16 protein-coding genes and 1 tRNA gene are annotated in these 12,923 nt (G+C 55.6%); 5 read left to right on the top strand and 12 right to left on the bottom strand.

Annotation, left to right across the window (positions count from 1 at the left end; genetic code table 11):
* Positions 1-73: 73 nt before the first annotated feature.
* The 4 genes from E3E36_RS01665 to E3E36_RS01650 form a co-directional block, all read right to left on the bottom strand.
* Positions 74-181 (bottom strand) — tRNA-Met (locus E3E36_RS01665).
* 59 nt (positions 182-240) lie between these two features.
* Positions 241-855, bottom strand: coding sequence for a rhomboid family intramembrane serine protease (locus tag E3E36_RS01660; protein ID WP_167893688.1), 615 nt, complete (start codon positions 853-855; stop codon positions 241-243).
* Positions 845-1,615, bottom strand: a complete 771-nt coding sequence (locus E3E36_RS01655; protein WP_167893687.1) for a bifunctional fructose-bisphosphatase/inositol-phosphate phosphatase — start codon at positions 1,613-1,615, stop codon at positions 845-847. The genes E3E36_RS01660 and E3E36_RS01655 overlap by 11 nt, the downstream gene beginning before the upstream one ends.
* Before the next feature lies 1 nt (position 1,616).
* Entirely contained in the window at positions 1,617-2,429 is an 813-nt protein-coding gene (locus E3E36_RS01650; protein ID WP_167893686.1) for a DUF63 family protein, read from the bottom strand.
* 73 nt (positions 2,430-2,502) lie between these two features.
* Here E3E36_RS01650 and E3E36_RS01645 point away from each other — a divergent pair, with 73 nt between their 5' ends.
* Together E3E36_RS01645 and E3E36_RS01640 are read left to right on the top strand one after the other, a co-directional pair.
* Entirely contained in the window at positions 2,503-3,543 is a 1,041-nt protein-coding gene (locus E3E36_RS01645; protein WP_167894693.1) for an NAD(P)-dependent glycerol-1-phosphate dehydrogenase, read from the top strand.
* A gap of 34 nt (positions 3,544-3,577) precedes the next feature.
* A complete protein-coding gene (locus E3E36_RS01640) occupies positions 3,578-4,012 on the top strand; it encodes a UPF0179 family protein (RefSeq protein ID WP_167893685.1) in 435 nt (144 codons plus the stop codon).
* Here the strand turns inward: E3E36_RS01640 and E3E36_RS01635 are convergent.
* Genes E3E36_RS01635 through E3E36_RS01625 form a run of 3 tightly spaced genes read right to left on the bottom strand, consistent with a single transcriptional unit; the run spans position 4,009 to position 6,474 of the window.
* Positions 4,009-5,013 (bottom strand): biotin-dependent carboxyltransferase family protein, encoded by a 1,005-nt coding sequence (locus E3E36_RS01635; protein WP_167893684.1) that lies wholly within the window; start codon positions 5,011-5,013, stop codon positions 4,009-4,011. The two genes, E3E36_RS01640 and E3E36_RS01635, sit on opposite strands and share 4 nt — an antisense overlap.
* Entirely contained in the window at positions 5,006-5,701 is a 696-nt protein-coding gene (gene pxpB, locus E3E36_RS01630; RefSeq protein ID WP_167894692.1) for a 5-oxoprolinase subunit PxpB, read from the bottom strand. Before pxpB ends, E3E36_RS01635 begins: the two co-directional genes overlap by 8 nt.
* 5 nt (positions 5,702-5,706) lie before the next feature.
* Positions 5,707-6,474: a LamB/YcsF family protein gene (locus E3E36_RS01625; RefSeq protein WP_167894691.1), complete on the bottom strand. Its 768-nt coding sequence runs from the start codon at positions 6,472-6,474 to the stop codon at positions 5,707-5,709.
* A 59-nt stretch (positions 6,475-6,533) separates the two neighbouring features.
* Between E3E36_RS01625 and E3E36_RS01620 the strand changes: the two genes are divergently transcribed.
* The gene (locus tag E3E36_RS01620; protein WP_167893683.1) at positions 6,534-7,025 is read left to right on the top strand and encodes a type II toxin-antitoxin system VapC family toxin; all 492 of its coding nucleotides are present in this window, start codon (positions 6,534-6,536) and stop codon (positions 7,023-7,025) included.
* Here the strand turns inward: E3E36_RS01620 and E3E36_RS01615 are convergent.
* The 5 genes from E3E36_RS01615 to E3E36_RS01595 all read right to left on the bottom strand — a co-directional run bounded on the left by E3E36_RS01615 (position 7,022) and on the right by E3E36_RS01595 (position 10,644).
* Positions 7,022-8,560 (bottom strand): protein cytosolic protein, encoded by a 1,539-nt coding sequence (locus E3E36_RS01615; RefSeq protein WP_167894690.1) that lies wholly within the window; start codon positions 8,558-8,560, stop codon positions 7,022-7,024. The genes E3E36_RS01620 and E3E36_RS01615 overlap by 4 nt on opposite strands.
* Before the next feature lie 239 nt (positions 8,561-8,799).
* Complete coding sequence (locus E3E36_RS01610) at positions 8,800-9,198, bottom strand: hypothetical protein (protein ID WP_167894689.1); 399 nt, start codon at positions 9,196-9,198, stop codon at positions 8,800-8,802.
* Between the two features lie 5 nt (positions 9,199-9,203).
* The gene (locus E3E36_RS01605; RefSeq protein ID WP_167893682.1) at positions 9,204-9,536 is read right to left on the bottom strand and encodes a hypothetical protein; all 333 of its coding nucleotides are present in this window, start codon (positions 9,534-9,536) and stop codon (positions 9,204-9,206) included.
* Positions 9,533-10,363, bottom strand: coding sequence for a DNA-3-methyladenine glycosylase (locus E3E36_RS01600; protein ID WP_167893681.1), 831 nt, complete (start codon positions 10,361-10,363; stop codon positions 9,533-9,535). The genes E3E36_RS01605 and E3E36_RS01600 overlap by 4 nt, the downstream gene beginning before the upstream one ends.
* The gene (locus E3E36_RS01595; RefSeq protein ID WP_167893680.1) at positions 10,345-10,644 is read right to left on the bottom strand and encodes a hypothetical protein; all 300 of its coding nucleotides are present in this window, start codon (positions 10,642-10,644) and stop codon (positions 10,345-10,347) included. Before E3E36_RS01595 ends, E3E36_RS01600 begins: the two co-directional genes overlap by 19 nt.
* Positions 10,645-10,736: 92 nt before the next feature.
* Between E3E36_RS01595 and E3E36_RS01590 the strand changes: the two genes are divergently transcribed.
* Entirely contained in the window at positions 10,737-12,080 is a 1,344-nt protein-coding gene (locus tag E3E36_RS01590) for a nodulation protein NfeD (protein ID WP_167893679.1), read from the top strand.
* 2 nt (positions 12,081-12,082) lie between these two features.
* On the top strand, positions 12,083-12,922 hold the full coding sequence (locus E3E36_RS01585; protein WP_167893678.1) for a slipin family protein: 840 nt from the start codon (positions 12,083-12,085) through the stop codon (positions 12,920-12,922).
* Position 12,923: the final 1 nt, after the last annotated feature.

Below are 12,923 nucleotides of genomic sequence, written 5' to 3'. Positions count from 1 at the left end.
GCGCCAGTAAATTTTGCAGGGCAAAGTTTGACCAAAGCTTTCTAACTGCAAGAAGGCAAAGTTTGTTAGAATGTGGTGCCGGGGCGGGGCTTTGAACCCCGGACCTCTCGGTTTCTCAGGCTCCCCCGAAGGGGAGCAGCCCTATGAGCCGAGCGCTCTGACCAGGCTAAGCTACCCCGGCACAACCCGAGCGCTCGACCTATACCTCCAGGAGGGCATTTTTAAATCTTTCGGCCGCGCTCAGTAGTAGCCATAGCCATACGCAAGGGCGAGGCGCCTCCTGATCCGTTTCCCGTAGTAGTAGCCGATTGCCATTCCGGTCACGAGGCCTCCAAGGTGGGCGTAGGCGTTGACACCCGGCAGGATGCTGTTTATCAGGAACAACGCGAATGCGTTTATCAGTGCCCTCTGCATGTTGCCGCCTACCACTCCCATCATGACTATCAGCGTTCCGACGATTCCGAAGAGCGCCCCGCTCGCGCCGGCGCTGACCGAGTTCGGCGGCAGCAGGAGGAGCGTCAACAGGTTCCCGACGAGGCCGGAGACGATGTAAACGACCACAGTTCTTTTTGGGCCCAGCACGTGCTCCAGCTGGCTTCCCATCATCAGGAGGAAGTACATGTTGAAGACTATGTGGAGTATGCCCACGTGCACGAACATCGCCGTGAAGAGCTGCCACCACCAGCCGTAGTTGGTGACGGCGTAGTTCCACTGGCCGAGCCTCGCGAGCACTTCTATGCTTATGTTCACTGGGTTGCCGCTCAGGATCGACTCAGTCACGTAGACGGCCACGTTTACCAGGAAAAGGCTGAAGGTCGCCTTTCCGTAGCGGTAAAAATAGCGCTCAAGGCCCATTTTTCAGCTCCTCCAGGATTAGCTTTAGGAGGTACATATCGTTGACCGCGATTATGTTTGTCTGCTCCGTGGCGCTCAGACTGAGCTCCAGCTCTTTTCCATTCTCGTCAGTAACCATGGCCCCCGCTTCTCTCGCTATGAGAACCCCCGCCGCTATGTCCGTTGGCCTCACGTAGTTCCTTATGTCCAGAACTCCATCCAGGGCCCCTTTGGCGAGGTATACCAGCTCGACAGCTATGGCCCCGAGAACCCTGACTCGCTTGACCTTTTTAATCAGGCCCACACACCTTCCACGCGTGTAGAAGCTGAGCGCCTCCTTCCCGCGCTCCGGCTTCCTCACGTGAATTTTCTTTCCGTTCATGAACGCCCCTTCACCGGGAATTGCCTCGTAGAAGTTTTTTGGCATGAACTCGTAGATGGCCCCGTACACGGGTTCTTTGCCCTTAAACACGGCGAAGCTGAAGGCGAATATGGGTATTCCGGCGGCAAAGTTATAGGAGCCGTCTATCGGATCAACGATGACCGTGTAGTCACTCCCGTTGTCTATGAACCCCACCTCCTCGCTGACGATGTTGACCCCGAGGGGCCTGAGCCTCTCTAGGACAATATCTTCGGCGACTTTGTCAACGTACTTTGTTACATCGCCGCTGACGTTTTTGCCGAGGGACTCCCCGGCTTTGGGCGTCCCGAACATGGGCGTTATCTTCCTCTCAACTTCCTTCGCCATTTCGAGCGCAACCTCTTTCCACACTACATCCATCTCAACCACCCATGAGCATTATAAGCAGGTTCCTCGTGCCCGGCCCGAAGCCGAGGATGAACATCGTGAGCTTCACGAAGTTTATCAGGTCGGGATCTTCGTCCTTCATCCACCTGTCCAGTATGAACACCACCGGAAAGAGTATGAGGAACTTTTCTGGATACATGACCGCAGCGGTTCCGAAGGTGTTTATCAGCCACCTCGCCAGAACGTGCTGTTCCCAGAATCCTAGGAACTGGATTCCGACGAAGGTCGTGGTGGCGTCGTAGAAGTGGGTGTAGAAGAGGAGCGAGTTGTCCCTCACGAGTGCAACCTTTCTGGAGACCATCCAGATGAAAACCTCGGCCACCGCTAGAGCCGGGAGGAAGTACTTCAAAACCTCCCAGTTGAAGCTCACCTTGTTGAGGTTTATAACCAGCACGAAGAGCAGCCCTCCGACCAGGACCCAGCCGAAGTCGCGGTAGAGAGGGTAAAACCTCTCTTCCGGCCCGACGTGCCTCCACACGACGTAGAGCGACGCTATTGCAAAGGCCGCTATGACGAAGTAGCCGCCGGGGCTGACCGTCAGATAAGTCCTCGGGAGGATTCCAACGTCGGTCATGCTCCGCATCAGCGGGCCGAGGATTATGTACGGCATGAGCGCCCTGAAGAACCTGTCGTCAACCCGTATCCCCATGCGCTTGAGCATGCGGTAGAGCACTAGGACGGCTATTCCCAGGATCACCGCGTAGACGACCGTATTCACCGGGTTGTATCCCTTGTTTTCTTCTATGGGCCTGATGAAGTACTCGTAAAAAAACCCGTAGAGCCCCATTTGACCACCATAGACGGTTGTTCCGATAGCCTTAAAGCTTTTCCCAATGATATTCTTCAGGATGGTGGTCGAGATGCACCTGATGCAGCTTCCCAGAGAGGTGCTTTTGGGCGAGGATCTCAGGGGTGAGGTTGTCCACGTCGCCAGGAGGCTGAGCCTGGGCGAAAGGGCGCTTATACTTTATGGCCCGAGGACGAGAGAAATAGCCGGAAAGGAAGTCGAGCGGAACATGAAGGAAGCCTTTGACGTGAGCTCCCTCGTCGTAAGGGAAGCGAGTGTGGAGGAAGTTGGGAGAACCCTCTCTAAAATAAGGGATCTGGGAATAGACTGGGTCATTGCCGTCGGCGGCGGGAGCATAATAGACGTTGCAAAACTCGCCTCCTTCAAAGCGGGTGTTCCTTTCATAAGCTTCCCCACCACAGCATCCCATGACGGTATCGCAAGCGCCAACGCTTCGATAAGGGATCTAGACGCAAAAACCTCCGTCAAGGCCGTCCCGCCGGTGGCGGTCATAGCGGACGTTAAGATCATAAAGACGGCCCCATACCGCTACCTCGCAGCGGGAGTTGGCGACATGATAAGCAACCTAACCGCGGTTAAAGACTGGCAGCTGGCTCATCGGATCAAGGGCGAGTACTACAGCGAGTACGCGGCCTCGTTATCCCTCATGAGCGCCAAGATGGTGATAAAGAACGCCGACATAATAAGGCTCGGCAACGAGGAGTCGGTGAGAAAGGTCGTCAAGGGACTCATATCCAGCGGGGTCGCCATGAGCATAGCGGGCTCATCAAGGCCGGCAAGTGGTGCCGAGCATCTCTTCAGCCATGCACTGGACATGATAGCGCCGAAGCCGGCCCTGCACGGTGAACAGACCGGCGTCGGGACGATAATAATGGCCTACCTCCACGGGCTCAGGTGGGAAAGAGTTAGGGAAACCTTAAAGAAGGTGGGGGCGCCAACTAACGCATACGAGCTGGGGATCGAGCCAGACCTCATCATTGAGGCCCTCACAATCGCCCATACGATAAGGCCCGAGAGGTATACAATCCTAGGAAGGGACGGTTTAACGAGGGAAGCGGCAGAGAAGGCCGCTGAAATCACTGGGGTCATCTGAGGCATCACTGTCATAATTCACGGAGGTGTTTGGAATGGCAATAATCACGTTAGTTGGAGAAAAGCTGGCAAGACCTGGGGTTGAGTTCATCTACTACGGTCCGGCAGAGCCCTGCAAAACGTGCAAGCTCGCTGGAGTCTGCGTCGGAAACCTTGAACCCGGAAGGAGGTACAAGATACTCCGCGTAAGGAGCATGCCCTCGCACTCCTGCCCCCTCCATGAGGGCAAGGTGAGGGTGGTCGAGGTCGTTGAGCCGAGCGTGGAGGTCGCGATAGAGCCAAGGCTCGCCATAGCGGGTTCAGTGATAAAGCTCCACTTCGTGGACTGCCCGGACAGAGAAAAGGCCGATCTTTTCAGGCCAGAGGGTCTCTTTGAGGGCGACAGCGTAAAAATAATCGAAGTCCTCAACGATGTCGAGTGCAATGGGAAGACCTACAAGGTCGTTAAGGTCATGCGCAAGAAGGACTAGCCCCCCTTTTCCACTTTTGTGAATGCTATCATTTCTTCTCCGAGTGCTTTAATCCTGTAGGCCCTCAGTTTTCCATCGAGGAGCCCCTTTATTGCTCCCAAGGTTTTTTCGCGCTTTCTCAGAGCCTCCTGCGCCTCTCCGGCACCAACTGCTCTGAACATGACCTTAGTTCCTGGCCTGCTCTGAGCCAGGATATGAAGGTCGGCGCTTATTACTGTGGCGATCTTGGCGTAGCCGCCGGTCGTCTGGGCGTCGCGCATCATGACGATTGGCTTTCCGCTGGCCGGCACCTGAACCGTTCCAGGCAGTAGGGGCTCCGTAACGATGTCCGCGCCCTTCCCGGAGTGTTCTATCACCGGCCCGTCTAGCCGGTAACCCATCCTGTCGCTCTCAGCCGTTACAGTGTATTCCGAGCTTAGAAAGGTCTCGATACCCCCTTCCGTGAAGTGGTCGAGGTTCGGGCCGAGGACGATGCGGATTTCCTTCTTACTCGCCGAGTGGTCCGGCCTCAGTTCTCTCGGAAGGTAGCGTCCCTCCCTGCCGGTTAAAACCGCATAGCCAAGGCTTAGCCTATCGCCGGCCTTCAGAGGGTTCCCGAGGCTCGCCTTCGGATAGGTGGAGCAGCTGCCGAGGAGCCTCTCGCACTTTATCCCTCCGGCGAAGGCAATGTACCCGTAGAGGCCGCTCTTAAGCGTGCCGACCTCAAGGACGTCTCCCCTCTTCGCCCAGTGGCTCGTCCACGGCTCAACCGGCACGCCGTTCAGCCTCACCTCGACGTCCCCTGCAACTGCAAAGACAGTCGAGGCGTTGAACCTGAGCATTGGGCCGGCCAGAAGAAACTCAAGGAGCGGAGCGTTCCCGGGGTTTCCAGCAAGATAGTTTGCCAAACGGGCGCTCACGTCGTCCATGAAGCCGGAAATGGGGACGCCGAGCTTTCTGTAGTTGGGCCTCCCGGAGTCCTGAACGGTCAGGAGCGAGGGCACTTTTAGGAGCTCAATCATTCTTTTCACCCCATTCACGCTCGTAGAGCTCCCTGAATTCCTCTTCGTCTATTGGGACGAACCTCACCCTGTCCCCCGGCTGGAGAAGGGTTGGCGGCTCTTTCGATGGATCGAAGAGCCTCAGTGGGGTTCTCCCAATGAGCCTCCAGCCGCCGGGACTTTCCAAGGGATAGATGCCGGTCTGCTTTCCCGCTATCCCGACTGAGCCGGCAGGAACCTTTAGCCTGGGCCTCTCAAGGCGTGGCGTCGCTATGCGCTCGTCCATGCCGCCGAGGTAGGGGAAGCCGGGAAGGAAACCGAGGAAGTGGACACGGTAGACCGGCCTGCTGTGGATTTCGATGATGTCATCAACCGTGAGGCCGTTGTGCTCTGCCACGAACTCGATATCGGGGCCGTACTCGCCACCATAAACGACGGGAACCTCGACGAGTCTGCCCTCAAAGCTCTTAATCCCCGCGTCCAGGAAACTTTTCACTGCATCTTCGACCTGGGTGTAACTGGTTTTAATGGGGTCGTAGACCACCAAGAGGGAGGAGTAGGCTGGCACCACCTCCACGAGCCACCCTGGTGAGGCTTTTTCTATGGCCCTCGCTATCGCGTGAACGCGGTCGTTTATCCCCTCGTCGATAACCTCTCCGAAGGAGAGCAGCAGGGCAGAGTCGCCGGCGGGCCTCAGTTCGGGCTGCATGGGATTCACCGCACCACCTCCTTCATCGGGGCCACCTTTACGCCCTCTTCCTCAAGGACTTTCCTTATGTGAGCCGCAATTTCGACCGCTTTAGGATTGTCGCCGTGAACGCAGATAGTATCAACCTTGAGCTCGACCCACTCCCCGTTTATCGCTCTGACCCCACCGTCCTTGACCATCGAGATAACGCGCTCGGCTATCTCCTCTTTGTCGTGGATTACCGCTCCGGGTTTCGAGCGCGGGACGAGTGTTCCGTCCGGGTTGTAGGCTCTATCCGCGAATACCTCGTGGGCAATCTTAACGCCCATCTCCTCCGCTATTTCAGCCGGCTTTGAGCCGGAGAGGGCAACAAAAATTAGGTTTTTATCAAAGTCAGCTGTTCCCTCTATCACGGCTCTCGCGAGCTCTTCTTCCTTCACAAGCGCGTTGTAGAGTGCCCCGTGCGGCTTGACGTGCTGGAGTTCGAGGCCCTCTGCCCTTGTAAAAGCATAGAGCGCACCTATCTGGTAGAGGATGTAATTGCGAGCCTCCTCCGGGGTGAGTCTCATGTACCTCCTGCCAAAGCCGAGCAGGTCCGGGTAACCCGGGTGGGCGCCAACCGCGACGCCGTTTTCCTTTGCTAACCTTACCGTTCTTCTCATGACGAGCGGGTCGCCGGCGTGCCAGCCGGTAGCTACGTTGGCGCTCGTGATGTAGTTCATGACCTCCTCGTCGAGGCCGAGCTTGTAACGGCCGAAGCTCTCGCCGAGGTCCGAGTTCAGGTCAACCTTCATCCGCACCACCGACTTCATTTCGACGGAAATCTAAAAAAGGGTTTCTCCGAGTTTAGGCCATGAAGGTTCAGGTTATCGATGCGGCAGTTTTTATTCAGGGGTTCGATGTCGAGGGTGTTACAACGCCGAAGGTCGTTGATGAGGTGAAAGACCCGGAGTCGAGGCTTTTTCTGGAGGGATTGATAAGCGCGGGAAAGGTTAGGGTTCTCGTCCCCTCAAAGGAGAGCCTTGAGGCGGTGAGGAAGGCCGCCAAAAAGACGGGAGAGCTTGGGGAGCTGAGCGAGACCGACGTTGAGGTTCTTGCCCTGGCCTACGAGCTCGAAGGGGTTCTCTTCACCGACGACTACAACCTGCAGAACATAGCGAAGACCTTAGGAATCGAGTTCAAAACCCTTAAGAGGGGAATTAAGCGGGTAATCCACTGGAACTACGTCTGCATCGGCTGCGGGAAACGTTTCTCAGAGATGCCACAGGAGGGTGTCTGCCCGGACTGCGGAAGCCCTGTGAGGCTGATTCCGAGGAGAAAGCAAAAAAAGAGGAAGAGGGGTTAGCCTTTCGGGGTTTCTCCATCTTCGGGGCAAACGCCTGTACGCGGATTGCATCTTGGATTGAATGAAGGGAATACTGTAACGTCTGCATACATTGAGCTGAGCCAGTATTCCTCCCCATCGTACTCAAAGCGAACCGGGCTTTTGTAGAACGTACCAGAGACTTCTCTGTATCTATGTTCGAGCCCCACTGTAATCCCCACGAGAGCATACTCCGAGCGGTATTTGGTCACCCCCACGCCTGTCGACAGCAGTACAGGATAGACATCGGTTCCCAGAGGGCCGTTGAGCTTTGGAAGCACCGGCGCGGCAACGCTGAAGAGCGGTAGGGTGGAGACGCTCTGCGAAACGTCAAAGTTGTTAACCTCAATGAAGTCCTTTGACTTGACCGTAAAGCCCGGCTTCCAGTAGCGTTCAATATAATACATTGCTTTTCTGAAAGTTCCACCGTAACGGGAGGGTGCTCCATCCTCCTTGCCCCACACCGAAATCAGCCTCCCGTTCCGGATTTCGGGCTGGGCCATCACAACGTACATCGTGACATCCAATGGGCCATAGGGCCCATACAAGCGATACTTGGCGAGGGCGATGTCACCCTTTATCCCGATTCCGACTACAGTCGGCCTTCTTATGTCCTCCCCCCTAAATCTGACGCTTTTTTTAAGCCACAGATGGTCTCCTTTCAGCGTGTAGACCATTCCAACTATCTCCGCCTCGTAACTTGCCCCCGTACCACTCCTGTCGACCGCAGCTACCGCCGAGAAACCTATCTCCACGCCTAGAACCCTGGACGACTGGAACCGCTCCCTCAGGTACACATCGTCAATTTCTCCCACGTCTCCGTTTAAGAAGGCGGCAGCTAGAGGTATCACTGTGTTGTCCTCTGTGTCGTAGACCTCTTCGAGCACCCAGTCAAAGCAGACTGAAGTACCGTAAGGGCCGGGATAGCACTCCTCCGGGAAAAAGCCCGGTGGAAAAGAATCGGCCCCGATGGTCTTCCCGGTAGCTGTGTTCCCCTCACGGGACTTCAGCCGCTCAATCTCTTTAGACGAGAGCAGGGTCCGGAAGCCGTTGAGAACTGAAACCCTGAAGCTTCTCCGCTTTAAAACCTCCCCGAGGTTCAGGGGCACACCTCTAACAAAGTAGCCGAGCCCGTCTTTCCTGTGAGCTGTGCCGAGGAGAACTATCCCGGGGTTAACAAAGGAAGGATCAGTTCTGGCTTTTTTGAGGTGTTCCTCCCAGATCCGGAGGTATCTTTCAATCCGCCTGTAATCCATCTTGATGGACTCCCCACCGGCGTAGGTGCCGAGGTCAACCGGTGTGCCGTTGGGGAGCATCCCGAGGACGGTGACGGTGTTTACGCCCCTGCTCGGAAGGATGATCTTGGCTTCCGGTTCCTTGAACGGGAGGGTTCGGTAGTAAGCGACCTTTACCTCCGTGTAGTCGCTCGCCTCAACCGGCGTGCTGAACACTGTCCAGAAAAGAGGCAACATTACCAACAGACCAAGACTCAATGCGACAATTTTCCTGCGTCTCATAGACACCACCAATATACGTAAACAACTTTGGGTATAAAAACTTTCGATTTGGTGACAGTATAAAGAAAGCCACAAAAATGCCCGCGTATTCACGCCCCGGACGGGCTCGGCGCTCATAGGGTACGTCATCGCCGGGAAACCGGCTAAGCCCGTCTTGGAGTCGTCACGGCCCGCCCGGGACGGCGTCAGATAGCGTTGCTCTTCACCGATCCGCGCAATTCGCTGTCATCATCCGCGGTTCAACCTTGGAGGTAGTAGGATATAAGCTTTCTCAGCTCGATGTTGCGCTCGGGCTTCATTCTCAGAAACCTCTTAAGCTGGCTGTTCTCGGCTATTAGGCCCGAGAGCTCGATGGCGAGTATCTTGTTGTCCTCGCTCAGGCCATAAGCCTTGAAGCGGAGCGGAGCGTATTCTTTCTCAAGCTCCCATGTTTTTTCCTCAAGCTCCCCAGCTTTCCTCTCAAGCTCCTCAAGGTTTCCCTTCGGCTCACGGAACTCGCCGGTCAGGGCTATCTCAATAACCCGCTCAACGGGAACTCCATACCTCTCACTGAGGCGCTTGAGTTCTCCCCATAGTTCTTCGCCCAGCTCAACTTCAATCTTTCCGAAGCCCTTTTCGGGCTTAATGATGAGCCTCATCTCGTTCACGATCCGTGAACTTTCTCAAGCTCTCTCCTTTTCTCCTCGACCTTCTCCCTCAGTTCAGCGTTTTCCACCCTGAGCCTGTCGCGCTCGGCCATCATGAACTCCTTGTCCCTCAAAGCCTTCTCGTAGAACTCCTTAAGCTCTTCAATCTCCCTCTCCATCTCGCGGAGCTTCTCCTCAAGCTTGGAGACCTTCTCCCTCAGGAGATCCTCACGCTCCGCCTTCAGCGTTTCCTCGATCTTCGGAAGGCTCTCGTGGAGGATGGAGGCAATATCTTTGCCCCGGAGGGCTTTGAACCTTTCCTTGGGCAGGATAATCATGATTTCGCTCATTTCTTCTTCCTCTCCATCTCGGTCTTCCTGTCGTAGCAGAGGATGTAAAATGCCAGAAGTCCCTTCCACTTTCCGTAGGGATCTATTAGCTCCCTGACATCCCTTTCCCTTACTTCCTTTACATTCTTCCCAAAAATCTTTGCTATCCCGCGCCTCAGCCCGAGGTCTCCAGCCGGATAAACGTTCTTCCTCAAACCGTAGGCTAGGAAGAGCTCCGCCGTCCACCTTCCTATTCCCCTGAACTTTGTCAGATATTTTATCGCATCATCTACGTTCCACTCCCAGAGCTCGAGGTTGAGCTCTCCTTTGAGGTACAGCTCTGTGAGGCTCTTTATGTAGCCAGCGCGGTAGCCGAGCTTCGCTTTTTTGAGCTCCTCATCACTCAATGTGGCTATTCTCTCAGGACGGGGAAAGGCGTAGATGTCTCCCAAGGGTTCTCCCGCCAGCCTCACGAGGTTCTCTATGGTCCTCTGGGCGAAATCGAAGCTGACCTGCTGCTGGGCTATCACCTCAACCAGAGCCTGGTACGGGCTCGGCGCGGCAGGGACGGTTAGGCCGTAGAACTCGTCTATGAGGAAGGCAAAGCGGGAATCTCCTATCTCGGAGTAGAAGGAGTCGAGGTCTGTGTCGAGGCCCAGGATGAAGGAGAGCTTTTCTCTGACCTCTTTGCGCTCCGTTCTTGACCAGGAATCCGGAAAGAGGAAGTTCCTTCCGTCGTAGCCGGCTATGCCGTCCCGGAACGCCTGGTAGAAGATGCCGTTCTCGAACTTCCACGTGCCGTTGCGAACCATCTCATGGGTTGTCTTTTTCAGGTCAATCCCAGCCATCGGTCAAGCCTGACGGGATTCTCCCTTATATCCTTTAGGGTTGAGACGTAGAGCCTCTTACCGTCAATGGAGCGTTTGATTTGAACTTCTCCGTTTTCTTCCAGGAAGCGGAGGGCGTCCTTTATATCCTCGGCTCGGACGTCAAAGTTCTTTTTGAGGAACTCCCAGTAGGGCTCATGGTGGGAATACCTAGCGGCCTCTCTCACGAGCTTCCATGCCCTCTCGACCTTATCCCTGCCTTTCGCCACGCGGTAGAGCTTTACCAGGGTCCTCAGACTCATGTTAAAAAATTGGCCCCAAATGTATAAATCACTTTTGGAAAACAGGCAAAAGATTTAAACCCATTGGTGGTATTTAGTATTAGGCGGTAGTCATGAAGTCCGGGGTTGCGCTGGTTGCAGTTGTTCTGCTCCTTGTCCTGTTTTTCCAGCCGGTAGTTCACGGCCAGGAAAGGGTGGTCTATGTCGCGAAGGTAGACGGCATGATAACCGGCTACACGGTTGACCAGTTCGACAGGTACATCAGTGAGGCCGAGAGGAACGGTGCCGAAGCAATCATAATCGAACTGAACACGCCAGGGGGTAGGGCAGATGCGATGCAGGAGATAGTGACAAGAATCCAGAGCTCCAGTGTCCCCGTGATAATTTATGTCTACCCCTCCGGCGGGATGGCTGCATCTGCCGGTACTTACATTGCCCTGGGCTCCCACCTGATAGCGATGTCCCCGGGAACGGTGATAGGCGCCTGCAGGCCGATACTCGGCTACGGCCAGAACGGGAGCATAGTTGAGGCCCCCCCAAAGATAACCAACTTCTACATAGCGTACCTGCGCGAGCTGGCCAGGATGAGCGGCAGGAACGAGACCCTAGCCGAGGAGTTTATAACCGAAGACAGGAGCGTGACCCCGGACGAGGCGCTCAGGTATGGGGTTATAGAGGTCATCGCGACCGATGTTAATGACCTCCTCCAAAAGGCCGACGGGAAGGAGACAAAAATTCCCGTGGACGGGAAGGGGAGGGTTGTCCTTCACCTCAAAGATGCGAGGATTGTCAGCATCGAGTCCTCCTTCCGGGACACGGTCGTCAAGTACATAACCGATCCCACCATCGCGTATCTCCTGCTGAACCTGGGCTTTATAGGGCTTATATTCGGCTTTCTGACTCCTGGCTGGCATGTACCGGAAACCATAGGCGCCATAATGCTCGTCCTCGGCCTCATCGGGCTGGGGTACTTTGGATACAAGAGTGCAGGACTTGTTCTTATAGTCCTTGCGATGATATTCTTCATAGCTGAGGCCCTAACGCCGACCTTTGGCCTGTTCACCGTGGCGGGGGTGGTGACCTTCATCATCGGAGGCATCATGCTCTTCAGCGGAACCGGGGGTGAATACTTGGTGGCAGGAGAGACCTACGCCCTTCTGAGGATTGCAATAATCGCTATGGCGGTTCTCCTTGGTCTGTTCTTCCTGTTCGGAATGGCCGCTGTGGTCAGGGCCCAGAAGAAAAAGCCTGAGTCCGGGAGGGAAGAGCTCGTCGGCACGGTAGGGAAGGTCGTTGAGGAGCTTAACCCCGAGGGCGTTATAAAGGTGCACGGGGAGCTGTGGAAGGCCGTGAGCAGGAACGGGACCCACGTGGCCGTCGGGGAGGAGGTCAGGGTTGTTGAAGTTAGGGGGCTTACCCTTATAGTCGAACCCGCCGGAAAAAGGAAGGAGGTATGAAAATGGTTGTGACGACAGGCACCGTGGTTTTGGGAATTGTTTTGCTGTTTGTTTTGATACTGCTTGCAAGCGCCATAAAGATAGTCAAGGAGTACGAGAGGGCAGTTATCTTCCGCCTGGGGAGGATCGTCGGTGCAAGGGGGCCGGGACTGTTCTTCATCATCCCGATATTCGAAAAGGCGGTGATAGTGGATCTTCGTACCAGGGTTCTCGACGTCCCGGTTCAGGAGACCATCACCAGGGACAACGTCCCGGTCAGGGTCAACGCCGTTGTCTATTTCAGGGTGATAGACCCGATAAAGGCAGTAACCCAGGTAGCCAACTACATCATGGCCACAAGCCAGATAGCGCAGACAACTCTCAGGAGCGTTATCGGCCAGGCACACCTTGATGAGCTGCTCAGCGAGCGTGAAAAGCTCAACCTCCAGCTCCAGAAGATCATAGATGAGGCAACCGACCCGTGGGGGATAAAGGTCAGCACAGTTGAGATCAAGGACGTTGAGCTCCCGAGCGGCATGCAGAGGGCCATGGCCAGGCAGGCAGAGGCCGAGCGTGAGAGGAGGGCCAGGATAACCCTGGCTGAAGCCGAGAGGCAGGCCGCTGAGAAGCTCCGCGAGGCGGCGGAGATAATAAGCGAGCATCCGATGGCCCTCCAGCTCAGGACGCTTCAGACCATAAGCGATGTCGCCGGCGACAAGAGCAACGTTATAATCCTCCCGTTGCCGATGGAGATGCTCAAGCTCTTCCGGAGCCTTGCCGGCACTGCAGAAGTTGCCAAGCTAAAACTGGAAAAAGAGGTCGCAGAGAAGCTTGAGCGTGAAGCGCGGGAGAGGATGGAGTAGC

Origin of the sequence: Thermococcus sp. M36, assembly GCF_012027355.1 — an archaeon.
Lineage (GTDB): Archaea > Methanobacteriota_B > Thermococci > Thermococcales > Thermococcaceae > Thermococcus.
Note: the sequence above shows the minus strand (reverse complement) of the source record. Positions and strands in the feature narration are given on the sequence as shown.